Consider the following 22,457-nt stretch of genomic DNA (forward strand, 5'->3'; position numbering starts at 1 on the left):
CGGCGCATGGGCGGGAGCACGGCTTTTCCCGCCATGCGGAAAGCACGGGGTGCCGCGGGCACGGACAGCCGGCCGGAGGACCGGTAGAGTGGCGGGCATGATCGACATCGACCCGTCACTCACCGGCCGCCTGTCCTTCAAGCCCGACCCGGCGGCGGTCCTCACGAAGCCGCCGCTGCCGCCGGGCCGTCACGCGCTCGGCATCGCCGAGATCCGCGACGCCTTCCTTTACGTGCCCGACGGCATCGACCCCGCCGTCCCCGTGCCGCTCGTGGTGCTGTTCCACGGGGCGGGCGGCAGCGCCCGGCGCATCATGCCGGTGCTGGAAGAACACGCGGAACGCCACCGCTTCCTCCTGCTCGGGCCGCAGTCGCTGCTGCCGACCTGGGACATCGTGATCGGCGGCAGCGGCCCCGACCGGGAGCGGCTGGAACTGGCCTTGGCCGAGGTCGCCGCCCGCTACCGGCTGGACCCCACCCACATCGGCTTCGCCGGCCATTCCGACGGCGGCAGCATGTCCCTGACCATGGGGCTGACCAACGGCGGCTTCGTCACCCACATCATGGCGATGTCCGCCGGCTTCATGGCCGTCCTGATGCCGGAGGGCGAGCCGCGCGTCTTCATCGCCCACGGCGCCGCCGACGAACAGCTCCCCGTCGCCACCAGCGGTCGCGCCAACGCCACCCGGCTGAAGGAAGCCGGCTACGACGTCACCTACCTCGAATTCAACGGCCCCCACGCCGTGCAGCCGACCATCGCGGGGATCGCCGTGCGGTTCTTCGTGAGGGATCTGTTGGGGGTGTGAGGGACGCCGGCACGTAAGCCGTGTGTCGTTCAGCGAAATGCTTCCGAAGAAAAACCACTTCTCCGTCATCCCCGCGGACGCGGGGAACCAGAGTTTCCGATGGGGTCACTATGGGAAGTACTGGATCCCCGCTTTCGCGGGGATGACGGGGTAACGGCCTTCTACTGAGGCCTTACTGCGCCGAGCGTTCAACCGTAGCGCTTTCGCGCCTAACCCCTCACGGGCACCACAGCACCTCGACCGGCACCTTGGTCTGCCGCCGCAGGGCGCGGATGGGCAGCTCCTCGGCGGGGCCGCCGTCGGCGGCCTTGTCCCAGAGGGCGCGCTTGGCCTCGCCGGTCGCCAGCAGGAAGAGGTGGCGGGCGTCGAGCAGGCGGGAGAGGGTGAGGGACAGGCGCGGCGGGCCGCCGCCGGGGCCGATGGCGGGGACGCACGATGCGGTGCCATCCTCGCGCAGCCCTTGGGCCAGGGCCTCCTCGCCGGGGAAGAGGGAGGCGAAATGGCCGTCCTCGCCCATGCCGACCACCACCACGTTGATGGGGCGGGGCAGGGCGGCGACTCGGCGCTCGGCCTCTTCCAGCCCGACCTTCGGAGTCGAGCCGCCGGTGTAGAGCTGGACGAAGTGCGCCCGTTCCGCATCGCCGGTCAGCAGGGTGCGGCGCAGCAGCGCCTCGTTGCTTTCCGGGGCGGTCGGCGGCACCCAGCGCTCGTCGCTGAGGCAGACGTGCAGCCGCTCCCAGTCCAGCCCGGCCAGCGCCAGGCGGGACAGGAAGGGACCGGGCGTGCGGCCGCCGGGCACCACCAGCGAGGCGGTCGGGCGCGCGGCCAGCGCGTCGCCCAGGATCGAGGCGATGCGGGCGGCGGTCTTCTCCGCCAGCTCCTGCGGGTCGGCGAAGCCGTGGAAGGTGCCGCTCACCGCGTTCACCGTCCCACCGCCGCGTCGTCATGCCAGGAACGCCCGTCGCGCTCGATCATCGCGACGGCGGCCGAGGGCCCCCAGCTTCCGGCCATGTAGGGCTTCGGCTTGACCGAATATTCTTCCCAGCCGTCCAGGATCGGCTCGCACCAGCGCCAGGCGGCCTCGACCTCGTCGCGGCGCATGAACAGCGTCGGGTTGCCGCGCACCACGTCCATCAGCAGGCGTTCGTAGGCGTCGGGGAAACGCTGCTTGAAGGTGTCGGAGAAGCTGAGGTTCAGCACCGCCTCGCGCAGGCGCAGCCCGCCGGGTCCCGGCTCCTTCGTCATCAGGTGCAGGTGCATGCCCTCGTTCGGCTGCACCCGCACCACGAGCTTGTTCGGCTGGAGCTTGTCGTTGCCATAGCCCGGGAAGATGGAATGCGGGACGGGGCGGAACTGGATGACGACCTCGGAGGCCTTCACCGGCAGCCGCTTGCCCGTGCGGATGTAGAAGGGCATGCCGGCCCAGCGCCAGTTGTGCACCTCCGCGCGCAGGCCCACGAAGGTCTCGGTGTTGCTCTCGCCCTCGATGCCCGGCTCATCGAGGTAGCCGGGGACGGCCTGCCCGTTGATGGCGCCGGCGCGGTACTGGCCGCGCACCGTGCGGTGGATGACGTCCTGACCGCAGATGGGGTCGAGTGCCCGCAGCACCTTCAGCTTCTCGTCGCGCACGCCCTCGTTCTCGAGATGCGACGGCGGCTCCATCGCCACGAGGCAGAGCATCTGGAGCAGGTGGTTCTGCACCATGTCGCGGAGCGCGCCGGAGCGGTTGTAATAGCCGCCGCGCCCTTCCAGCCCGACCGTCTCGGCCACGGTGATCTGGATGTGGTCGATGTAGCGGCTGTTCCAGACCGGCTCGAACAGGGCGTTGGCGAAGCGCAGCGCCAGCAGGTTCTGGACCGTCTCCTTGCCCAGGTAATGGTCGATGCGGTAGATGGCGCTTTCCTCGAAGACCGCGCCGACCTGGCGGTTGATCTCCAGCGCGGTCTTGAGGTCGCGGCCGATCGGCTTCTCCAGCACGACGCGGGCGAGCGGCGAGACCAGCCCGGCCTCCTTCAGCCGCTGGCAGATCGGGCCGAACAGGTCCGGCGAGGTGGCGAGATAGAAGACGCGCACCTTGGTGTCGTCCTCGCCCAGGAAGGCGGCGAGGTTCCGCCAGCCGTCGGGGTCCGTGGCGTCGGTGGCGACATAGTCGATCCGCCGCACGAAGCTGGCGACCGTGTCCTCGTCATAGTCGGAGGCCGGCAGGAAGCGCTTCAGGCTCTCCACCACGCGGGTGCGGTAGTCGTCGCCGGACAGCTCGGAGCGCGAGGCGCCGATGATGCGGCTCTTGCCGTCGATCAGCCCTTCGCTGTGGCTGTAATAGAGGGCGGGCAGCAGCTTGCGGAAGGTCAGATCGCCGGTTCCGCCCACGACCACATAGTCGAAGCTGGCCACGCGCCGCGAACCCGCGGCCGGGCTGCCCAGCAAGCGCGACGGTGTGTCGAGCAGGGTGCCGTCAGTCATCTTCACCAATCCTCCACTGTGCACGATCTGCCAGGATGTCCGTGCATCGCCCCGGCGAATCGCCCAATCGTGATCACGGAAGGGCGATCCTGGCCGTTGATGGTAATCCAACGGCGTTGCAACATGGAGTGGGACATTGCACCGGGCGCGGGCTTTTCGCAACGGTCGCGGAGAAGGGCTTCTTTTTCGCACGCCGGCTTTTTTTCGCACCGCGCCATTGCACTTTTGGACTGTACCCGCACGGGGGCGAGCTGCGTCATTGTTGGAGGTGCCAACGGTATGGTTCGTCGGAGCAGGGGCAAGCGGGGCAGAATGCAACAGGCGCTGACCGGCGGGATGGACCGCCAGTCCGAGCTTGCGCGGGAGAACGCGAAGCTGCGGCGCATCAACCAGGTCCTGATGGACAGGGTGGAGCGCAGCATGGACTTTCAGGGCAACGCCTTCTCGCTGTTCCAGACGGCGGTGCTGCTGGAAAACCGCGTGCACGAGCGCACGCAGGCGCTGGAGACGGCCCTGCGCGAGGGCGAGCACGCCAACCGGGAGTTGCGCCGCGCGACCGAGGACGCGGAGACCGCCAAGGCCCGCCTCAGCGAGGCGATCCGCTCCATCCGCGAGGGCTTCGCCTTCTGCGGTCCGGACGACCGTCTCGTGCTCTGCAACAACCGCTACCGGGAGATCTGGCGGCTGGGCGACGCGGCGGCCACCGGCATGACCTTCGAGGAGATCGTGCGCCGCGCCGCCACCGACGGCATGATCGTGGACGCCATGAGCGACCCGGAGGACTGGGTCCGGCGGCGCATGGCGAGCCACCGCGCGCCGGGCGAGCCCTTCGTGCTGCAGTTCCGCGACGGGCGCTGGCTCCAGATCAGCGAACGGCGCACGGAGGACGGCGGCATCGTCGGCATCTACACCGACATCACCGAGATCAAGATCAGCGAGACCCGCCGCCGCGAGCACGAGCTGGCCGAAACCTCGGCCCTCCTCCAGGCGACGCTCGACAACCTGTCGCAGGGCGTGTCGGTGTTCGACGCCTCGCAGCGGCTGGTCGCCTGGAACAACCGCTTCGTGGAGCTGCTGGGCCTGCCGCGCACGCTGGTCTTCCGGGGCACGTCGCTGCGCGACGTCATGGTGTCCGACTGCATCCGGCGGCAGTTCACCGTGGACGGGTCGGGCCACGTCCGCCCCATCGAACCGGGCCGCCCTCTGGAGCTGGAACACGAGGCGCCGGGCGGCCGGGTGCTGGAAATCCGCCGCAACACCATGCCGGACGGCGGCTGGGTCTCCACCTACACCGACATCACCGAGCGGCGCCGCGCCGCGCTGGAGCTCCAGGAGGCCAAGCTCAACCTGGAGCGCCGGGTGGAGGAGCGCACCGCCGAGCTGCGCGCCGCCAAGGCCGAGGCCGAGCAGGCCAACCTCAGCAAGACCAAGTTCCTGGCGGCGGCGAGCCACGACCTGCTCCAGCCGCTGAACGCCGCGCGCGTCTTCATGGCGGCCTTGGCCGAACGCCGCGTCGCCCCGGCCAACCGCCGGCTGGTGGACAGCACGGTGGCGGCGCTGGAGGGGGTGGACGAGCTGCTGACGGCACTGCTCGACATCTCCAAGCTCGACGCCGGCGTCATGCACACGGAGATCGGCGACTTCCCCATCGCGGAGCTTCTGTCCGCGATGGAGGGCGAGCACGCCATGGTGGCCGTCTCCAAGGGGCTGCGGCTGACGGTGAAGCCCTGCCGGCTGGCGGTGCGCAGCGATCCGCGCCTGGTCGGGCGCATCCTGCGCAACCTCATCAGCAACGCCATCCGCTACACGCCGTCCGGGCGCATCCTCGTCGGCTGCCGGCGGCGTGGCGACCGGCTGCTGGTCGGCGTCTGGGACACCGGCGTCGGCATCCCGGCCGACAAGCAGGAGGAGATCTTCGAGGAGTTCCGCCGCCTCAACGACCAGGGGCGGGACCGCGGCATGGGTCTGGGCCTCGCCATCGTGCAGCGCATCGCCCGGCGGCTCGGCCATCCGCTGGTGGTCCGGTCGGAACACGGGCGCGGCAGCCTTTTCGGGATCGAGCTGCCGATCGGCCAGGACGCTGCGGTGCGCCCGGCGCGCCGGCCCCTCCCCATGCTGCCTCGCGCCGACGGCATGGAGGGTGCGGCGGTGCTGGTCATCGACAACGAGGTCAGCATCCTGGAGGGCATGGCGGCCCTGCTCGGTGGCTGGGGCTGCCAGGTTGCCGTCGCCGCCACGGCGGAGGAGGCGCTGGAGCGCGCCGCGCAGGACGGGCGGCCCGACCTGATCGTCGCCGACTACCATCTGGACGAGGGCCGCATCGGGCTGGACGCCATCGCGGCGGTCCAGCGGGCCTGCGGCGGCGACCTGCCGGGCATCGTGGTCACCGCCGACCACACGGCGGAGGTGCAGGCCGCCGTCAAGGCCGCCGGCTGCCATCTGCTGAACAAGCCCCTGAAGGCCGGCCGTCTGCGCTCCCTGATGGCGCATCTGCTGGCGAAGGCCAGGACGGCGCGGGGGGCGGCGGAGCCGGACGGCGGGGAACCGCTGCGGCGGGCGGCCGCGGGACGGTAGGGCTGCGGGGCGTCAGGGAAGCCCTCTCCAGCGCGGGAGAGGGCCGGCAGCCTTAACGCTGTTTGTCGCCCTCGAAGGATTCCGCCTGGCGGCGGTCCTGCTCGATCTCGCGGTTCATTTCCTGGCCGATCTTGGGGTCCAGATCCTTGGCGTGTTCGGCCAGTTCGCGGGCCTTCTTCACGTCGCCGTCGGCGGCGGTCTCGATGGCCTCCTCGGCGAGGTCGTGGGCCTTCTGGTGCTCGGGGCTCTGTTCGTGCTTGCCGGCCATGCGGGGTCCTCCGGTGGGTGTGTTGGTGGTCGGTCCGTCGGCGTTCGGCCTCTCGGGCCGGGGTGTCCGCTGCGGGAAACCGGCGCGGGGTGGGGACGGTTCCCCGATTCGCCCGATTCGCCGCCGCCCGTTGCCGCTCCGCTCAGTGCAGGGTGCGGCCCGACGGGGTGGGAGGTGCCGTGCGCGAGGTCTCCTGAGGCGAGCCGGCGCCGCTCTCCTCCGCCGCGTCGAGCATGGCCTCGGCCTGCTCCTGCACGGTGGCGGCGCGGCGGCGGGCGTCCTCGTCGTTGCTGCGCGCCTGGACGAATTCGGCCGCCTGCTCAGCCACCGCAAGCGTTTCGACCACCTCTTCCATGGTCTCTTCCAGCGCCTCGACGTCCACGCCCGGCCTGTCCTGGCCTTCCGCCCGGGCCTCCATCGCGTCGTCCTGCCGGGAGTCTTTCTTGAGGGTCATACAAACAATCTCCAGACTAGAATATTCAATGTACTGGTTAACACACCAACAGAGGGATGCCCGCGCCGTTCCGAAAAGAAAATCTTAGGAAGGCTGGAATAGAAAGAGGACATGCGACGTTCGTCGTCATGTCCGGTGGCGAGCCCACCATCTCCTCAGGTTTGCGAACTCCCATGAGCAATCCGAAACGTTCGATCCGGTTCGCGGCAGTCGCCGCGGCACTGCTGGCCGTGACCGCGGGCCACGCATCCTTCTGGTCCTCGCGGAACCAGCCGACGCCCATCTCGGCCGAGCCGGGGCGCATCGAGTCCGTTTCCTATTCGCCGTCGGGCCGCGACTACGACCCGACGGAAAACCCGAACGTTCCCATCCGGGAGGTCGAGAAGGACATGGCCGCCGTGGCCGGCTTCGCCAACGGCGTGCGCACCTACTCCTCGCTGGGCGCGCAGGGGCAGGTTCCGGCCCTGGCGTCGCGCCACGGGCTCGACGTCTCGCTCGGCATCTGGCTCAGCGACGACAAGGCGCGCAACGAGCAGGAGATCGCCCGCGGCATCGTGCTCGCCCGCAAGCTCCACTCGGTCAAGCGCGTGATCGTCGGCAACGAGACGCTGCTGCGCGCCGAGGTGACCGACGCCGAACTGGCCGGCTACATCAAGCGCGTCCGCGCCGCCGTGCCCGAGCGCGTCCAGGTCGGCACCGCCGACGTCTGGTCGGAGATGGTGAAGGCCAAGGAGACGGTGAAGGCCTCGGACTTCATGGGCGTCCACGTCCTGCCCTACTGGGAAGGCGTGCAGGCCGACCAGGCGCTCGCCTGGATCCGCGACCGGCTCGACACCATGCGCAAGACCTATCCGGGCAAGCCGCTCTTCGTCGGCGAGGTGGGCTGGCCGTCCGGCGGCGACAACTTCCACGACGCCTTCCCGTCGCGCGAGGCGCAGGCCTCCATCGTCCGCAACTTCGCGGCCGAGGCCGGCATGCTCGGCCTGCACTACAACGTCGTCGAGGCCTTCGACGGCCCGTGGAAAACCACCATCGAGGGTTCGCCCGGCCCGAGCTGGGGCATGCTCGACACCGACCGGAACTGGAAGTGGCCGCTGGCGGGCGCCGTCCCGGCCTCCTACGGCGAGCGTCTGGGCGCCGGCATCGCCATCGGGCTCGGCCTGCTGCTCTCGGCCGTGGTCGCCTTCCGCCGCCGCTCCAACATGACCTTCGCGCTGGCCGCCGGCATCGGCGCCAACGTGATCGGCCTCGCCGTGGGCATGGCGGTGTCCGGCGCCTACAACGAGTATCTGACCTTCGGCGCGGTCATGACCTGGGGTTCGGCCTTCCTTCTCGGCTCCCTGATGATGAGCGTCGCCTTCGCCGAGCTGACCGAGGTGGTCCGCCGCCTCTTCACCGGCCGGGCGCCGGAGCTGCTGCCGCAGGGACGCGTGGCCTCGGGCCACCAGCCGATGGTGTCGATCCACGTCGCCGCCTGCCGCGAGCAGCCGGACGTGCTGAACGCCACGCTGCGCTCGCTGGCGCGGCTCGACTACCCGAACTACGAGGTCGTCGTCCTCGTGAACAACACCGAGGAGGAGGAGCTTGTCCGCCCGGTCGAGGAGATGTGCGCCCAGCTCGGCCCGAAGTTCAAGTTCCACTGGTACCGCAAGATCTCCGGCTACAAGGCCGGCGCGCTCAACGCCGCCCTGCGCCACACGGCGCCCGAGGCCCAGATCGTCGCCGTGCTGGACGCCGACTACACCGTGTCGCCCGACTGGCTGTCGAAGCTGGCCCCGGTCTTCGCCGACCCCTCGGTCGGCATCGTCCAGGCCCCGCAGGAGCACCGCGACGGCCATGAGACCGGCCTGAAGGCCGCCATGGCCGCCGAGTACCGCGCCTTCTTCGACGTCGGCATGCAGGAGGGCGTCGCCTCCCAGGCCTTCATCTGCCACGGCACGATGATCATGCTGCGCCGCTCCGCCATGGACCATGTCGGCGGCTGGTCGGAGAACGGCATCTGCGAGGACACGGAGCTTGGCCTGCGCATCCTGTCGGCCGGCTGGCGCGCCGCCTACACGGACGAGCGGCTGGGCGAGGGTCTGGCTCCGGACAACTTCATGCAGTTCCGCAAGCAGCGCGACCGCTGGGTGTTCGGCTCCACGCAGATCCTGCGCGCCCACTGGCGGAAGTTCCTGCCCGGCTTCAAGGGCCTGACCGCCCGGCAGAAGTTCGGCTACCTGACGAACTGGGCGCGCTGGTGGTCGGACGCCATCGGCCTGGTGGCAGGCGTCGCCGCCGTGACCTGGACCTTCGCCTCGCTGGTGTTCCCGCTGCACCTGCCGCCGGTCGAAGCCACGGCCGCCGTGCTGGGCGCCCTGGTCCTGCGCGCCGCCTCCAGCCTCGCCGCCTCGCGCTGGGCTTCGGGCAACAGCTGGAAGGACGCGCTGGGTGCCTGCTTCATCGGCATGGCTCTCTCCACCACGGTGGCGATGGCGGCCCTGCGCGGCCTGGTCCGCAAGCACGACGCCTTCCGCGTCACCGCCAAGGGCGGCAAGCGGGCTCCCGGCCGCTTCTGCGCCCGGAACGAGGCGATCATCGCCGGCGCCCTGCTGGTGTCCGCCGTCACGGCGCAGATCGCCAACCCGCTCGGCACCGTGTCGCTGGAGCTGTGGTCGGCCCTGCTGGTGGCGATGGCCGTGCCGAACCTGATGGCGGTCGGCTTCGCGGTCGGCGACATGCTCCCGGCCCGCGAGCGGAAGGCGGTCCAGCCGGCCACGGCCGACGTCGCCTCCCAGGCCGCCGCCGCCTGACCGGCGAAGGCCTTCAAGCAAACGCTCCACGCACAGATCCCAAGCACTCAAGGCCCCTTTCCTTCGGGAAAGGGGCTTTTTTCACGCCCGGCGCCCGGCGCCATGGTGCGGGATCAGTGGACGCTGAGCGGCTCCAGGTCCTGCTGGCGCATGGCCGCGACCGCCAGCTCCCGGCTCTTGAAGCGCCACAGATAGGTGCCGTCGGCGCAGTAGGTGACATAGCCGGTGATGCGGCCCCGGCGGCGCACCGGCTTGACGTAGCCGCGTTCCATGCGGCCCAGCTCGGTCAGTTGGGTGCGGGCGAGAGCATCGATGTTGGACATGGGCGTTTTCCGGATGCGTGGGGTGGGAGCGTCGGGGCGTTCGGTTCGGCGGGCCGCGGGATGCCGCGAGGTGCTGGCTATTGCAGGCTGACCAGGGACATCCCCTCGCCGTTCAGCCGGTCGCCGGCGGCCTTGGGGTCGGATTCCAGCCAGAGGCAGGTGCCATCGGCGGCGTGGACCGCGTAGGCCGGTCGGCCCTCCAGCAGGACCGGGCGGAGATAGGCATGGCTGGCGATGGCGTAGCGGGCGAACAGGTCGGCGGACCGCGTGCGGCTCGGGCTGCGCGTGCGGATGGCAGTCATCGTCGTCTCCGGGCGTGAAGGTGTTGGTTTTCCTAGAGCACAATCTAGGCCCGCCCGCTCCGGGCCGCTGTGGCCTGCTTCACAAACGGCCGCTATTTCCCATCGGATTCGGTGTGCAATTGTGCCACACTTCCCGGCGATGTGAAAAATCGGCGGCGGAGTGTGGGCTGCTTCACAGCGTTTGGGCTGTTGGCGTCCTAGGGATTGTTCGGCGGGATTGTTCGGCGGAACTGTGCGGCGGAGCCGTGGCCGCCGGCGGGGCGTACCCCTTTCCATGGGCTAGCCCGGCCCATCGGATGTTCCCCCTCCGCCGGCTGGACAGCGGCGTGACGGCCTTACAATGATCGCGCGGGATCCGCCGGAGCTGAGAATGACCAAGACAGCTGGCTGCAAGGCACCTGGGCAGACGAGAACCGGCAGGGTGAAGGCAGGCAGGGCCGGACTGGGCGTTTGCCTGGCCGCCGCCATGCTCCTGGGCACGGCCCTGGCCATTCCGGCCGGCGCGCGGGCCGAGGAGGCGGTTGTGGTCGCCTCCACGGCACCGGGCTATGCGCTGGGGCAGGTCGTGGCGGACGGCTCCACCGTGACGGTGCCGGAGGGGGCGGCCGCGCATTTCCTGTTCGCCGACGGCCGTATGATCCGGCTGGAAGGCCCGTTCGAGGGCCGGATCGACAGCGTGCCGCAGCTGGCGGCGCGCGGCGGAGCCGATGCCGCGGGTGACCTCGTGAGCGGGGAGCGCTTCTTTCAGACGGATCTCGGCGCCAGCCGCTCCGTCAGCCCCTGGCCGGTGAGGCTGGAGACGGCGCTCGCCATCGATCCCGGCTCGACCGGGACCTACTGCGTGCCGTCCGACGGCCAGCTCCGGCTGCGCCGTCCCAGCGACCCGGCCCTGTCGGCGGTGACCCTGCGCGACCGGGCGACCGGCGCCACCGCCCGCGTCTCCTGGCCCGCCGACGGCGGGGGAGCGGAAGGGGATAAGGGCGACGGCACGGTCCCCTGGCCCCGCCAGATCCCCGTGCGCGATGGTGCCGAGATCATCGTCGCCGGCCCCGACCGGAAGCCGCGCCACGCCCTGTGGCTGCGGCTGGTCGATGGCGGGAAGGGGAAGGCCCAGCGCGGCCCCGCCCTGGCGGTGAGCGTGGCGCGGGCCGGCTGCCGGGCGCAGGCCGAGGCCCTGCTGTCCAGCCTGCGCGACCAGATGGCGCCGCTGAACCTCTATCTCGCGACGGACCGGGGCCTCTACCCGACCTACCGGCCGGGCGAGCCGGTGCGGATGGTGCTCCAGACCAACCGCGACGCCCATGTCTACTGCTACCTGCGCAACCGGCGCGGGCTGACGCCGATCTTCCCGCCGGGTGCTTCGGCCAGCTCCCGGGTGGAAGGGCATGTTCCCCTGAGCTTCCCCGGCGAGCGCATGCCGCTCTCCATCCAGGCTGGCCAGCCGGGCAGCGACCAGGAGGTCCGCTGCTTCGCCGCCGGGCGCGACCTGGACGGCGAACTGCCGGGCCGGCAGGAGGCCTACCGGCCGCTCGGCCCCGACGCGTTGAAGCGGCTCGACCGGGCGCTCGGCGCGCTGCGGGGGACGGATCTCGTGATGGCGCAGGTCGTGCTGCGCGTCGACTGACGGGGAGGGTGCGGGAACGCGGAACGCCAGGATGGACAGCCGCCCCACCCCCGCCGGGAAGCGCCTCCTCCCCGGCCTGCCCTCCGGACGCTGGCTGTGGCTCGCCGTGGGGGGGGCGGTCGCGGTGGCAGCGCTCGGGCTGACGCGGCTGGTCCCGCCGCTGCGCTCGGCGGACGAGACCTTCAACGACCTGCTCGTCTCCTACCTCACCCCGGCCTCGCCGCAGCATTCGCGCGTCGTGCTGGTGACGCTCGGCGAGGATCTTTTCGCCCAGCTCTCCTGCCGCTCGCCGGTCGACCGGGGCTATCTGGCCGACCTGGTCGGGCAGCTGGAAGCGGCGGGGGTGCGCGCCATCGGCATCGACGTGCTGTTCGACCAGCCGACGCTGCTGTCGCTCGACGACCGGCTGCGCGACCGCATCCGCACCGCCTCGGTGCCGGTGGTCGGCATCACGGCGCTCGGCGCCACGCCCCTGACGGACCGGCAGCGGGGCTATCTCGGCGGTTTCCTAGACGGGCTGCCCACGGGCCACGCCAACCTCGCCAAGGACCGGCTGGACGGCACGGTGCGCTGGCACGTCCCCCGCGCGCCCGACGGCACCCCGAGCTTCGCCGCCCGGCTGGCGGAGATCGACGGCGCGGACGTGCCGGACGAGCCCTTCCGGATCGCCTGGAGGGCTGGGCCGGGACCGGGCAAGCCGCCCTTCGCCGCCTATCCGGCGGAGCTGGTGCCCGTCTTGCCGAAGAGCTGGCTGGCCGGCCGGGTCGCGCTGATCGGCACGGTGCAGACCGGGGTGGACCAGCACCGCACGCCCCTGTCGGTCGCCGGCCTGTCCACGCCCGGGGTGGAGATCCAGGCGCACGCGCTGGCCCAGATGCTGGACGGGCGCGGCGACCCGTCGCTGCCCTTCGCCTGGGAGGCGGCGCTGGTCCTGGCCTTGAGCCTCGCCGGGGTGGCGCTGGCGCTGGCCGGGCCGCCGACCTGGGTGCTGGCGCCCTTGAGCCTGCTGTCGCTGTTCGGGCTGTGGGCGGCGGCGGCGGCGGTCTTCGCTAAGGGGGGGCCGCTTGTGCCGATGATGGCGCCCTCGGCGGCCTGGCTCGGCGGGATCGCGCTCACCGCGGCGCATCTTTCCCTGCGCGAACGCACCGACCGGCGCACGCTGATGCGGCTTTTCGCCAACCACGTCTCGCAGCCGATCGCCGAGCAGGTCTGGCGCGAGCGCGCGACCTTCCTGGCCGGCGGCCGCCCGCGCCCGCAGGAGCTGACCGCGACCGTCCTCTTCTCCGACATCGAGGGCTTCACCACCATCTGCGAAGCGCTGGAGCCGGAACCGCTGATCCGCTGGCTGGAGGGTTATCTCGACGCCATGGTGCGGATCGTCGGCGCCCACGAGGGGGTGGTGCTGCGCTTCGTCGGCGACGCGATCCTGGCGGTCTTCGGCGCCCCCGTCGCCCGCACGACCCAGGCGGAGATCGACGCCGACGCCGAGCGTGCGGTGCGTTGCGCGGTCCAGATGGGACGGGAGCTCGAATCGCTGAACCGGCGCTGGCAGGCGGAGGGGCTGCCCCCCGTCGGCATCCGCGTGGGCATCCACACCGGCCCGCTGGTCGCCGGCAGCCTCGGCGGGCTGCGGCACATGGAATATTCCCTGCTCGGCGACACCGCCAACACCGCCGCCCGGCTGGAAAGCCACGCCAAGACCATCGGCGCCCGCTCCTCGCGCCACTGCCGCATCGTCATCGGCGAGCCCACCTGGCGGGCCGTGGAAGGCAAGCTCGATGGGCTGCCCGTGGGCGAGGTGGCGCTGAAGGGCAAACGCAAGACCGTGCGCATCTGGCTGGTCCGCGACGGTGCCGAACCCCAGGCGCTGGCCGGGGAGTGAGCGGGACGAACCGGGCGCATGCGGCCGGGCCGGGTTCTCTGAGACGGCCAGATTCAGGGACGGGCAGGCGAAGAGGGTCCGGCCGTGGAGGTGCAGGCCTGAAACAGCTCGGTCCCGCGCATGCGGGCAAGCATGGCGTCCGCCTTGTCGGCGGGCATGGGCAAATCCTTGACGAGCGCCGGCCAGGTGTCGGCTGCGCGAAGGACGAAGTCCCGCACCTCGCGTTCGATGAGATCCACGTCCATCTGGAAGAACCTGCCCGCCCGCCGGAACTTGCCCAAGCCGATCGCCGCCGCCGCCGCGGTTCCGCCCAAAGGCAGAGCCAACGTCCCGTCGCGGTCGTACAGCCAGGTTGGAACGATGTCGTAGGCGGGCGACAAGCGCGGCCGGCGGCCACCATGCCCGAACCGGAAGGACCAGTTCTTGAGGTGATTGTCTCCGCTGCCCAGCAGGATGTCGGCCGCCACCCTGCGCATGCCCTCGATCACGTCCCCATAGGGGTCGCCCGAGAAACGGCGCAGCATGTTCCACACGGTCTCGATGTTGGCCATGGTGTATTTCCGGTCACCGACCGCGCCGAGTATCTGTGCCATGTCCTCTATGTGGACACGGCCTCCCGTGGCCGTGCGGTCGAAGCGTTCGACCAGCAGCGCGTTGCCGCCATGCTCGCGGAAGGCGGGCGGGATGCCGAGCACGGTGGCAAGCGGCACCAACCGGCACGACGCCGTGTTGATGCCGGCATCCCGGCAGAGCGACATCGCCGTAAATTCCATCTCGGGCAGCAGGGCGTGGCGCTCGGACGGAAGTTTCAGAATGTAGCGCCCGTCGGCCCCGCGCGCCGGCGCGGTGAGGCGGCCATCCGCCATTTCGGCGGTGAACTTCAATTGCACGCCGGCAAGGGAAAACTTCACCAGGCCGCTGGGAAGCGGAACCTTGAAGCCGTCCAGGTTCTCCCACGTGAAGCCGGTGTCGGGAATACCGCTTTCCGGCAGGACGCACACCGCTCCGGGCAGGTCGCCGCCCAGCCGGGCGAGGACATCGAAATCATCATGATCCCCATGGCTCATCTCGGTTTCCACCAGGGAGCGCAGGGCGCCCTCCGGGAGGAGGCCGGCGAACCAGGGCGGCAGCTGACCGAGAAGCCCGATCTTGTCCTCCATGGCGCGCAGCCGCGCGACCGTGGCGTCCTCGCTCACCGAATCGAACCAGCTGAGGCTGCAGACCGGCCGGCCCGCTCCGGCCCGGATGTATCCCTCATCGACCACGAAGCTTGTCGAGCGTCTGGCGTCGCGCGTCAGCGTGCCGACGCGCACCGGTCCGCCGTCAAGGAGCAGATACACCCCCAGGACCGCAGCAGCGTTCTTCATTCCTCATCGTCCTCGCCGGACAGGTCCACGAACACTTCGTCGAGAACTCTCGGAGGCGATGCCGGTCCAGGGACGACAGGACGGTCTTCGAGCAGCGCTTCGACATCGGCGATCCGCGAGCGCGGCACCAGCACGGGCACGACGCCAAGCGCCTCGGCCATATCGAGGAAGAGGCTGAGCCGGTCCCGCAAAGCTTTGCCTTCGGCGAGGCCGGCCTCAAGTTCGCTCAGTCGTCCCCGAGTGCGGCCGAGGCGTTCGGCTACGTCCTGCTGTGTCAGGCCGCTGTCCTGGCGCGCTTGGCGAAGTTGCTGGCTGAGCCTTTGACCGGTGGTTTCGAGCTTCCGCATGTGTCCGATCGTGCATTGGTGCGGACAGGTGCGGATGATTGTACGATACAGAAACTAGACAAGCTATGTCCGTTTTAACGGGCATAGTGCTCATCACGTACGTTTTTCCGTACGCGAAAGGCCCGTCAGCCTGTCACGGCGGCGATGTCCTCAAGCGCGCCGCGGTCGAGCAGGGTGATGTGGCCGTTGGCGACGGCGATGACGCCGCTGCGCTGCCATTCGCCGAGCAGCTTGTTGATGCTCTCCCGCGACACGCCGACCAGCGAGCCGAGCTGCTGCTGCGACAGCTTGATGTCGAGCGTCAGGCCGTTGTTCGGCGCCGGCCGGCCGAACACCTCGGCCAGCCGCATGAGCGCGCGGGCGAAGCGGGAGGAGGCCTCCAGGAACAGCGTGTCCTCCAGATGCTCGCTGGTCTGGCGCAGCCGCTTGCACAGGACGGTGATGAGCTGGAGCGCCACCGCCGGCCGTTCGGAGAGGAAGGGCATGAAGCTCGACCGGTCGAGCACCAGCAGGTCCGTCTCCTCCAGCGCCACGGCGTCGGCGGTGCGCGGCTGGCCGTCGAGCAGGGCGATCTCGCCGAACAGGCCGCCCTTGCCGATGATGTTCAGGACCAGCTCCTTCCCGTCCGAGGAGTGGGAGCAGATCTTCACCCGGCCGCGCACGACGGCCATCATGCTGTCGCCGGGGTCGCCCTTCTGGAAGATGATCTCGTTCGGCTTGTGGTAGGCCAGCCGCGCCGCGGCGGCGAGGCGCCGCAGCTCCGCCTTCTCCAGATGCCGGAGCAGGAAATGGCCGGAGAGCACCAGCTCCTTGTCGAACGCGATCCGCACCGGCGCCATGGCCGTTCCCCCCACCCATCGATCCCCCGTCGCACGTCCGACAGTGTACAAGGGGCAACGGCAAGGCTCGCGGTGTCAGTGGCGGTAGTTCGCCGGAACCCGTCTACTCCGTCCGGGGCCTATTCTATTCTGGGCGGGCCGGGATCCTCGGCGATGGGCTCGTAGAATTCCGGGCCGAAGTCGGCGCGCAGCCGGCTCGGAATGTTGAAGGGCCGTTTCAGCGCCCCCCGGAAGTAGCGCTTCACCAGCGCCTGCCAGTGGTCCACCGGATCGAGCCCCTCGCGCCGGCAAAGATGGCCGAACCAGTGGCGTCCGGCGGCGACGTGGGTGATCTCGTCGTCGTGGATGACCTGCAGGATGTCGGCGCTGGCGTCGTCGCCGACGTCGCGCAGCCGGCGCACCGTCTCCGGCGTTACGTCCAGCCCGCGCGCCTCCAGCACCAGCGGCACGATGGCGAGCCGGGCGGCGAGGTCCTCGGCGGTCGTGACGGCGGATTGCCACAGCCCGTCATGGGCGGGCAGGTCGCCGTAGGCGGCCCCCATCTCGTTCAGCCGCGTCTCCAGCATCGCGAAATGCCGGGCCTCGTCGTCGGCGACCCGCACCCAGTCGTCGATGAAGCCCCGGGGCATGTCCATGTGCGGGAAGCGCACGGCGATGTCCCAGGACAGGTCGATGGCGTTCAGCTCGATGTGGGCGAGCGCGTGCAGCAGGTTGATGCGGTTCTGCGCGCTGCCGCCCCGGCCGCGCTTGGGCATGTCGCGCGGCAGGCGCAGCTCCGGCTTCTCCGGCCGGGCCGGCCGCTCCGGGGGAAGCGTGTTGCCGAGTTCGGCGATCCGCCCCTCCCGCCAATCGGCAGCGAACGCGCGGGTCAGCCGCGACTTCTCCATTGGGGCCGCGGTGTTCAGCACCGCGACCGCCGCTTCGGACAGGGTCGTCACCATCCGTAGGCGATGAAATGGGGGTTGAGGATGTCGTCCTTGCCGTAGACCAGCGGCGAGCCGTCCGGCTGCTCCACCCGGCCGCCGGCGGCCAGGAGGACGGCGTGGCCGGCGGCGGTGTCCCACTCGCTGGTCGGGCCGAAGCGCGGGTAGAGGTCGGCCTTGCCCTCCGCCACGGCGCAGAATTTCAGCGAACTGCCGCAGGAGATGCGTTCCTTGACGTTGAACCCGGCCAGGAAGGTCTCCGTCTCGCCGGGGTCGCCGTGCGAGCGGCTGGCGACGACGGTCAGCCCGACCGCCGGGCTCGGGCGCACCTTGATCGGATAGTCGTGCCGGCCTTCCACCCAATGGACCGCCGTGCCGGGGCCGGCCCCGGCGTAGAGGTCGCCGGTGGCCGGCGCGTAGACCACGCCCAGCACCGGGCGGCCGCCCTCGATCAGGGCGATGTTCACGGTGAATTCGCCGTTGCGGCTGATGAATTCCTTGGTGCCGTCCAGCGGATCGACGAGCCAGAAGCGGCCGCCGGAGATGTCCGGGCGGCGGCCCTCAGAAAAGGCCTCCTCCGAGACGATGGGGATGCCCGGCGCCATGTGGTGCAGGGCGGGAAGGATCACCGACTCGGCCGCCTTGTCGGCCTGGGTGACGGGGCTGCCGTCCGCCTTGGTGGAGACGGTGGTCCCATCGTTGTAGAAACGCAGGATCACCTGACCAGCCTCGTGCGCGATGGTGCGGACTGTGGGCAGCAGGGTCGCCACAGCGGCGTTGGTCATGGTTGCCTCCAAAGGGGGTATCGTCTACTGCCACCATACCGCGCCCGGCACCCCCGCCGGAAGGATTTGAAGTGGAAGCACGAGGGAGATTCCGATGATTGCCGATCCGGCCCCGGCGGGCGCCCGGTGGCGGGCGATGGAAGCGGCCGATATCGACCGCGTGCTGCGCGTCGCGGACATCGTCCACCTCGACTATCCGGAGGGGCGCGAGGTCTATGAAGAGCGCATGGCGCTGTTCCCCCTGGGCTGCCGCGTCGCGGAACGGGGGGGTGCCGTCATCGGCTATGCCGTGATGCATCCGGGCCGGCTCGGCGCGCCGCCGCCGCTCGACTCCAGGCTGGGGGCGCTTCCCGACCCGGCCGACTGCCTCTACATCCACGACGTGGCGCTGCTGCCCGAGGCGCGTGGCACCGGGCTGGGCGCCGGGGCGCTGGCCCACGCGCGGAGCCTCGCCCTGGATCTGGGGCTGGGCCGGCTCGCCCTGACCTCGACCCCGCCGGCGCGCGGCTATTGGGAGCGGCTGGGCTTCGCGCCGTACGGAGAGGCGGACGCGGCACTCGCCGCGAAGCTCGCCTCCTACGGCGGGGCGATGACCTACATGACCGTGCGGGTCGAGGGCTGAGCTACGCCGTTTCGGGCAGGCGGGGCTGGGCGGTCAGGGCTTCGTAGGCGGGCTTGGCGAAGAAATAGCCCTGCATCAGGGCGATGCCGAGGTCGCGCAACGCCAGCGCCTCACCGGCCGTCTCGATGCCTTCGGCCACCGGCGTGATGCCGAGATCCCGGCAGACCGTCAGGATGGCTTTCACGATGCTCTGCCGGGCGCGGTCGCTGTCGATGTTGCGGGTCAGCTCCATGTCGAGCTTGAGAATGTCCGGCTGGAACTCCGCCAGCAGGTTCAGACCGGAATAGCCCGATCCGAAATCGTCGATGGCCGTCAGGAAGCCGTGGCGCTTGTACTCGCGGAAGATCGACATGAGATGGCCCTTGTCCACCACGCGTTCGTTCTCCGTCACCTCGAAGATGATGCGGTCGAGCGGGAAATCATGCTGCGCCGCCGCCGCCAGCGTGGCGCGGATGCAGGCCTCCGCCTTGTAGACGGCGTTGGGCAGGAAGTTGATCGACAGATGGCTGCCCATGCCGAGCCGGGCGGCCAGCTCGATGGCCTTGATGCGGCAGGACTGGTCGAAGGCGTAGCGGTTCTCCTCCGTGACCTGGCCCAGCACCCAGCCGGCACCCTGGCCCTCGGTGCCGCGCACCAATGCCTCGTGCGCCCAGACGGCGCCGGCTTCCAGGTCCACGATCGGCTGGAAGGCCATGGAGAAGGTGAAATCCAGGCGGTCCGCGCAAAGGCCGCCGCAGCCCTTACGAGTGTCTTCGAGCATCGGCGTCATGCGGTCTCCCCGTGGCAAGCTCATTCGATTAGAATGGCTCAAAATAGATTTAATTCTCGTAAAAGACGACCCGACCGGAGGTCATTTCTTCATCCCCCTTTGGTCACATTACTGGCCGGAGCCACGTTCGGCCACGCCAAGCTCCCCTCGCCCGGACGGAGGGTGCTTTGAATGGGAGCGGGACCGCCGCATAATCCCGCCATGCGCGCATGCAGGCCTTTCACCATCCCGGGCATCGACCGTTCTTTCGCCGGCGCGGCATCGGCCGCCCTCGTCCTTCTTCTCCTGCTCGCGGCCCCGGCGGCGGCACAGCAGCCCGGCGCCAAGCGCCAGGGTCCGGCGGTGCCGAACCAGACGCTGCGTGGCAGCGGCGCGGCCCTGGCGGGCGACCTGCTGACGGTGGACGGAACCACGGTGCGGCTGCTCGGCATCGACGCGCCCGATCCGGGGCAGCTCTGCCGGAACCGCCGCGGGCACGAGCTGGACTGTTTTTCCATCGCCACCTCGGTGCTGAACAACCTCCTGAAGGGCGAGGAGGTCGAATGCACCATCGCCGAGTTGGACCGCAACGGCGAGAAGAAGGGCGAGTGCCGCGTGCGCGGCGTCGATCTGGGGGCGGCCATGGTGGCGCGCGGCTGGGCCTTCGCCTTCCGCAGCCTGTCGCCGAGCTACGCCTCCAACGAAGCCTACGCGCAGAGCAAAAGATTCGGCCTCTGGTCCGGACAGGTGGAGAAGCCCTGGCAGTGGCGAAGCCGCCAGTTGCGGGAGCGCGGGTCCTGACCCGCCCATTTCCGGCCTCTGCCGAATGGGAGAGGAGGCTTGAGCTTTTTTTCGATACGCCGCCACTGGCGGCGCGTGATACTGTGCGACAGTCTTAACGTGTCATTAACCATTGGGTCGCATGGACCGGACCAACGGGATGTCGGCGCGGATCAGCGCGGCGAGCCCCGGGGCGGGATCGTAGGGCGGCCGGAGCGCGTGGAAACCCTGGCGATGCGAATCTACGCACGGCAACTCTACGATCATCTCCCTTTTCTGCGCCGCTACGCACGGGCGCTGACGGGCTCGACCGAGCTGGGCGACGACCTGGTCACGCGCAGCGTGGAGGTCGCCATGATGGCGCCGTCCCATTTCCGGGTGGCCGAGGGATCGCGCGCGGCGCTCTACGCGCTGCTGCACCTGCTGTTCGACGACGAGGGGGAAGGGCGCCCCGTCGCCTCCCCGCACCCGATCGAGCGGGCTCTCGCCCAGCTTCCGGAGACCGACCGGCGCCTGTATCTGCTGAGCACGCTGGAGGGGCTGTCCCTGACCGAGGCCGCCCAGCTCCTGGAGATCGCGCCGGGCGAGGCGGCGGAGCGGCTGGGCCGGGCGCGGGACGGCGTCCGCGCGGCGCTGACCCAGCGCGTCATGGTGGTGGAGGACAACCCGCTGCTGGCGATGGAGATCGGCTCGCTCGTCGCCGACATGGGCCACGTCGTCTGCGGCACCGCGACCAACGAGCGCGAGGCCATGGAGCTTCTGGAATCGGAACGGCCGACGCTGGCGCTGGTGGACGTGCGGCTGGCCGACGGCGACAGCGGCGTGGAGATCGCCCGTCACTGCCGCCAGACGCGCGCCCTGCGCACCATCTTCGTGACCGCGTTCGACGGCGATCTGGAGGAGATGGACGCCCGGCACCTGGGCCAGATCGTCCGCAAGCCCTTCACCAACGAGGCCATCAAGGCGGCCATCTCACGCGCCGTCTTCATGCCGACGCCGGTTCCGGCAGGGTGACACCGGCAAAGGGTGCAAGGAATAGGATCGGAGGCGCGGCAAAACAGGAAGCAGTCGGGTCTGCCTCCTGTTTTGCGTCAGAGTGTTGGTTTGCGTCGGCGAGCGAAGTGGAAATGCGATATCTATTCTTTGTTGCCTATTTGCTGAGAGATAGCAGAGAAAAAGTCTTCGCAGCTTCTATGGAGTGGATTGTTGATTGAATACTGCGGCCTAGTTGGATCCAGAACGTTTGCGCATAGAACCATCATTGATCCTGCTGAGTCGCGTTTGATAAAAGCGTTCTGCATGTTAAAGAAAACGCGCTGGTCTGCCGCTGCGCCGCTCTGGTCTTCTTCTGGAGTGGAGTTTTCTCCATCCGTCTGTCCGGTTCTTCCGCTGGCCTGTGCGGTCATCATGGCGTGGTTGGTAAGTTCGGATCTAGCCGTTTCGGAACTCTTGGCAATTGCCGTCATGCTGTCGCTGTTACCGCTGTCCGCTGCTTTAGGAGCCGGTTGCGGGCTTTGTGCGGATGGCTGTGCGCCACCTCCTTCCGTTTTGGGCGGTATGTACAAGTTCTGCCCATCAATTTTGATGAGGGTCGCCCTTTTGCTTCCGGCGGCAGCTTCGCCCAGGAGCAGCGTGACTAGGACATCTCCGTACCGGCTCAGGATCAACGAATAGGCGTGGTCGCCGATGGAGCCGTTCGCATAGGCTTCGCATGCCCGGAACAGCCCATCTCGGAGAGCCTGCACAGCGGGTACGCGGTCGGTGAGTTGCGCGAGGCTTTCTGCGGTCGCGTAAGCGGAGTTGAAGCCGCCTTCGAGCCCGGTCGCGCCGGCCGGGGCGCGTCCTTGTGCCGTCAACCCCAACGTAAGCGCCGTGGACAGAGCCTTGGCCACGTCCGGGCTTGGTTCAGCGCACAGGACGCGGTGGTTGGTGATCGATCCGCTTCCTTCCCGGAGTGGAACAGATGGACGTGTCCGCTCCGTCACGATCCGGAGATCGGCCGTGGTCAAAAGTGCCGTTGTCGTGCCGATCTCCTTGGAAACGGAAATCGTATCGGTACTCTGGCAGGCAGACGTGCCGATGACTGTAAAAAGAAGAAGCAAAGAAAACCTGTTCATTTTCCTTTTCCTTCCTAGTTTTTCTTATAGAGAAACGCCAATCGAAATTTCACGACTTATTTGATGCAAAGAAATGGCGGCGCAGAACAATCTACAGCGATTGTTGTAGTCCTGCGATGGTAGGTTATGTTCCTTGATCGCAGATCAAAAGGTGGCACGGATGCAAAGGATGCTCAATAAGCAATTTTGGAGGGTTGAAGAGAAAGGCTCTACAACCATACTTTTGGATGTATAAAGACCCAAGTTTAAAATAAAAATACTAAGTCAGAGAAATGAAAGGGATGGGGTAGTCATGCCCTGGTCCGGCAATGGCAACCTGCCGGCCGGCATCCACGTTCCCGGCCGAAAGCGGGATCGGGATAGGGGGCGATCCTAGTGGATCGCACCCCTCCCACACCACCCGGCATGCGGGTCCGCACCGGGCGGTTCGAAGGATTGAGGT

General features: G+C 69.2%; 21 protein-coding genes. 8 read left to right on the forward strand and 13 right to left on the reverse strand.

Annotated features, from left to right (window positions below):
* The first annotated feature begins 97 nt into the window (after positions 1–97).
* Entirely contained in the window at positions 98–805 is a 708-nt protein-coding gene (locus JUB11_RS24785) for a hypothetical protein (protein WP_207461465.1), read from the forward strand.
* A 217-nt stretch (positions 806–1,022) separates the two neighbouring features.
* Here JUB11_RS24785 and pgl read toward each other — a convergent pair whose 3' ends face one another.
* Positions 1,023–1,721 carry a 6-phosphogluconolactonase gene (pgl, locus tag JUB11_RS24790; protein WP_207461466.1) on the reverse strand — a complete coding sequence of 233 codons (699 nt, stop codon included), beginning with the start codon at positions 1,719–1,721 and terminating at the stop codon, positions 1,023–1,025.
* Positions 1,722–1,726: 5 nt separating this feature from the next.
* Positions 1,727–3,268 (reverse strand): glucose-6-phosphate dehydrogenase, encoded by a 1,542-nt coding sequence (zwf, locus tag JUB11_RS24795; protein WP_207461467.1) that lies wholly within the window; start codon positions 3,266–3,268, stop codon positions 1,727–1,729.
* Between the two features lie 312 nt (positions 3,269–3,580).
* On the opposite strand from zwf, the gene JUB11_RS24800 reads away from it, so the two are divergent.
* Complete coding sequence (locus JUB11_RS24800) at positions 3,581–5,842, forward strand: NahK/ErcS family hybrid sensor histidine kinase/response regulator (protein WP_207461468.1); 2,262 nt, start codon at positions 3,581–3,583, stop codon at positions 5,840–5,842.
* Positions 5,843–5,894: 52 nt separating this feature from the next.
* Here the strand turns inward: JUB11_RS24800 and JUB11_RS24805 are convergent, their stop codons facing one another.
* Both JUB11_RS24805 and JUB11_RS24810 read right to left on the reverse strand, forming a co-directional pair.
* On the reverse strand, positions 5,895–6,110 hold the full coding sequence (locus JUB11_RS24805) for a hypothetical protein (protein WP_207461469.1): 216 nt from the start codon (positions 6,108–6,110) through the stop codon (positions 5,895–5,897).
* A gap of 142 nt (positions 6,111–6,252) precedes the next feature.
* Entirely contained in the window at positions 6,253–6,564 is a 312-nt protein-coding gene (locus JUB11_RS24810; RefSeq protein ID WP_207461470.1) for a hypothetical protein, read from the reverse strand.
* 173 nt (positions 6,565–6,737) lie between these two features.
* Between JUB11_RS24810 and JUB11_RS24815 the strand changes: the two genes are divergently transcribed.
* A complete protein-coding gene (locus tag JUB11_RS24815; RefSeq protein WP_207461471.1) occupies positions 6,738–9,356 on the forward strand; it encodes a glycosyltransferase in 2,619 nt (872 codons plus the stop codon).
* A gap of 113 nt (positions 9,357–9,469) precedes the next feature.
* Here the strand turns inward: JUB11_RS24815 and JUB11_RS24820 are convergent, their stop codons facing one another.
* Together JUB11_RS24820 and JUB11_RS24825 are read right to left on the reverse strand one after the other, a co-directional pair.
* Complete coding sequence (locus tag JUB11_RS24820; RefSeq protein WP_207461472.1) at positions 9,470–9,679, reverse strand: DUF1150 family protein; 210 nt, start codon at positions 9,677–9,679, stop codon at positions 9,470–9,472.
* Positions 9,680–9,756: 77 nt separating this feature from the next.
* Positions 9,757–9,981 (reverse strand): hypothetical protein, encoded by a 225-nt coding sequence (locus JUB11_RS24825; RefSeq protein WP_207461473.1) that lies wholly within the window; start codon positions 9,979–9,981, stop codon positions 9,757–9,759.
* Between the two features lie 421 nt (positions 9,982–10,402).
* Here JUB11_RS24825 and JUB11_RS33435 point away from each other — a divergent pair, with 421 nt between their 5' ends.
* Positions 10,403–11,605 (forward strand): DUF4384 domain-containing protein, encoded by a 1,203-nt coding sequence (locus tag JUB11_RS33435; protein WP_207461474.1) that lies wholly within the window; start codon positions 10,403–10,405, stop codon positions 11,603–11,605.
* A gap of 31 nt (positions 11,606–11,636) precedes the next feature.
* A complete protein-coding gene (locus tag JUB11_RS24835) occupies positions 11,637–13,487 on the forward strand; it encodes an adenylate/guanylate cyclase domain-containing protein (protein ID WP_207461475.1) in 1,851 nt (616 codons plus the stop codon).
* 53 nt (positions 13,488–13,540) lie between these two features.
* Here the strand turns inward: JUB11_RS24835 and JUB11_RS24840 are convergent, their stop codons facing one another.
* The 5 genes from JUB11_RS24840 to cysQ form a co-directional block, all read right to left on the reverse strand.
* Entirely contained in the window at positions 13,541–14,854 is a 1,314-nt protein-coding gene (locus tag JUB11_RS24840) for a type II toxin-antitoxin system HipA family toxin (RefSeq protein WP_207461476.1), read from the reverse strand.
* A complete protein-coding gene (locus tag JUB11_RS24845) occupies positions 14,851–15,201 on the reverse strand; it encodes a helix-turn-helix transcriptional regulator (protein WP_207461477.1) in 351 nt (116 codons plus the stop codon). The genes JUB11_RS24840 and JUB11_RS24845 overlap by 4 nt, the downstream gene beginning before the upstream one ends.
* A gap of 125 nt (positions 15,202–15,326) precedes the next feature.
* On the reverse strand, positions 15,327–16,040 hold the full coding sequence (locus JUB11_RS24850; protein ID WP_207461478.1) for a Crp/Fnr family transcriptional regulator: 714 nt from the start codon (positions 16,038–16,040) through the stop codon (positions 15,327–15,329).
* Positions 16,041–16,159: 119 nt separating this feature from the next.
* Positions 16,160–16,981, reverse strand: a complete 822-nt coding sequence (locus tag JUB11_RS24855; protein ID WP_207461479.1) for a ferritin-like domain-containing protein — start codon at positions 16,979–16,981, stop codon at positions 16,160–16,162.
* Positions 16,975–17,748 carry a 3'(2'),5'-bisphosphate nucleotidase CysQ gene (cysQ, locus tag JUB11_RS24860; RefSeq protein WP_207461480.1) on the reverse strand — a complete coding sequence of 258 codons (774 nt, stop codon included), beginning with the start codon at positions 17,746–17,748 and terminating at the stop codon, positions 16,975–16,977. Before cysQ ends, JUB11_RS24855 begins: the two co-directional genes overlap by 7 nt.
* 94 nt (positions 17,749–17,842) lie before the next feature.
* Between cysQ and JUB11_RS24865 the strand changes: the two genes are divergently transcribed.
* A complete protein-coding gene (locus tag JUB11_RS24865; protein WP_207461481.1) occupies positions 17,843–18,370 on the forward strand; it encodes a GNAT family N-acetyltransferase in 528 nt (175 codons plus the stop codon).
* 1 nt (position 18,371) lies between these two features.
* Here JUB11_RS24865 and JUB11_RS24870 read toward each other — a convergent pair whose 3' ends face one another.
* Positions 18,372–19,130 carry an EAL domain-containing protein gene (locus tag JUB11_RS24870; protein ID WP_348771501.1) on the reverse strand — a complete coding sequence of 253 codons (759 nt, stop codon included), beginning with the start codon at positions 19,128–19,130 and terminating at the stop codon, positions 18,372–18,374.
* Positions 19,131–19,340: 210 nt separating this feature from the next.
* Here JUB11_RS24870 and JUB11_RS24875 point away from each other — a divergent pair, with 210 nt between their 5' ends.
* A complete protein-coding gene (locus JUB11_RS24875) occupies positions 19,341–19,919 on the forward strand; it encodes a thermonuclease family protein (RefSeq protein ID WP_207461482.1) in 579 nt (192 codons plus the stop codon).
* Positions 19,920–20,132: 213 nt separating this feature from the next.
* The gene (locus JUB11_RS24880) at positions 20,133–20,912 is read left to right on the forward strand and encodes a response regulator (RefSeq protein WP_207461483.1); all 780 of its coding nucleotides are present in this window, start codon (positions 20,133–20,135) and stop codon (positions 20,910–20,912) included.
* A gap of 122 nt (positions 20,913–21,034) precedes the next feature.
* Here the strand turns inward: JUB11_RS24880 and JUB11_RS24885 are convergent, their stop codons facing one another.
* On the reverse strand, positions 21,035–22,015 hold the full coding sequence (locus JUB11_RS24885) for a hypothetical protein (protein WP_207461484.1): 981 nt from the start codon (positions 22,013–22,015) through the stop codon (positions 21,035–21,037).
* Positions 22,016–22,457: the final 442 nt, after the last annotated feature.

Source organism: Azospirillum sp. SYSU D00513 (assembly GCF_017356015.1).
Classification (GTDB): domain Bacteria; phylum Pseudomonadota; class Alphaproteobacteria; order Azospirillales; family Azospirillaceae; genus Azospirillum.

Bases quoted from the DNA above. Each gene is read 5' to 3' on its own strand.
- JUB11_RS24785 (WP_207461465.1), top strand. From the start codon at position 98: ATGATCGACATCGACCCGTCACTCACCGGCCGCCTGTCCTTCAAGCCC.
- zwf (WP_207461467.1), bottom strand. From the start codon at position 3,268: ATGACTGACGGCACCCTGCTCGACACACCGTCGCGCTTGCTGGGCAGC.
- JUB11_RS24800 (WP_207461468.1), top strand. From the start codon at position 3,581: ATGCAACAGGCGCTGACCGGCGGGATGGACCGCCAGTCCGAGCTTGCG.
- JUB11_RS24805 (WP_207461469.1), bottom strand. From the start codon at position 6,110: ATGGCCGGCAAGCACGAACAGAGCCCCGAGCACCAGAAGGCCCACGAC.
- JUB11_RS24810 (WP_207461470.1), bottom strand. From the start codon at position 6,564: ATGACCCTCAAGAAAGACTCCCGGCAGGACGACGCGATGGAGGCCCGG.
- JUB11_RS24815 (WP_207461471.1), top strand. From the start codon at position 6,738: ATGAGCAATCCGAAACGTTCGATCCGGTTCGCGGCAGTCGCCGCGGCA.
- JUB11_RS24820 (WP_207461472.1), bottom strand. From the start codon at position 9,679: ATGTCCAACATCGATGCTCTCGCCCGCACCCAACTGACCGAGCTGGGC.
- JUB11_RS24825 (WP_207461473.1), bottom strand. From the start codon at position 9,981: ATGACTGCCATCCGCACGCGCAGCCCGAGCCGCACGCGGTCCGCCGAC.
- JUB11_RS24835 (WP_207461475.1), top strand. From the start codon at position 11,637: ATGGACAGCCGCCCCACCCCCGCCGGGAAGCGCCTCCTCCCCGGCCTG.
- JUB11_RS24840 (WP_207461476.1), bottom strand. From the start codon at position 14,854: ATGAAGAACGCTGCTGCGGTCCTGGGGGTGTATCTGCTCCTTGACGGC.
- JUB11_RS24845 (WP_207461477.1), bottom strand. From the start codon at position 15,201: ATGCGGAAGCTCGAAACCACCGGTCAAAGGCTCAGCCAGCAACTTCGC.
- JUB11_RS24850 (WP_207461478.1), bottom strand. From the start codon at position 16,040: ATGGCGCCGGTGCGGATCGCGTTCGACAAGGAGCTGGTGCTCTCCGGC.
- JUB11_RS24855 (WP_207461479.1), bottom strand. From the start codon at position 16,981: ATGGTGACGACCCTGTCCGAAGCGGCGGTCGCGGTGCTGAACACCGCG.
- cysQ (WP_207461480.1), bottom strand. From the start codon at position 17,748: ATGACCAACGCCGCTGTGGCGACCCTGCTGCCCACAGTCCGCACCATC.
- JUB11_RS24865 (WP_207461481.1), top strand. From the start codon at position 17,843: ATGATTGCCGATCCGGCCCCGGCGGGCGCCCGGTGGCGGGCGATGGAA.
- JUB11_RS24870 (WP_348771501.1), bottom strand. From the start codon at position 19,130: ATGCTCGAAGACACTCGTAAGGGCTGCGGCGGCCTTTGCGCGGACCGC.
- JUB11_RS24875 (WP_207461482.1), top strand. From the start codon at position 19,341: ATGCGCGCATGCAGGCCTTTCACCATCCCGGGCATCGACCGTTCTTTC.
- JUB11_RS24880 (WP_207461483.1), top strand. From the start codon at position 20,133: ATGCGAATCTACGCACGGCAACTCTACGATCATCTCCCTTTTCTGCGC.
- JUB11_RS24885 (WP_207461484.1), bottom strand. From the start codon at position 22,015: ATGAACAGGTTTTCTTTGCTTCTTCTTTTTACAGTCATCGGCACGTCT.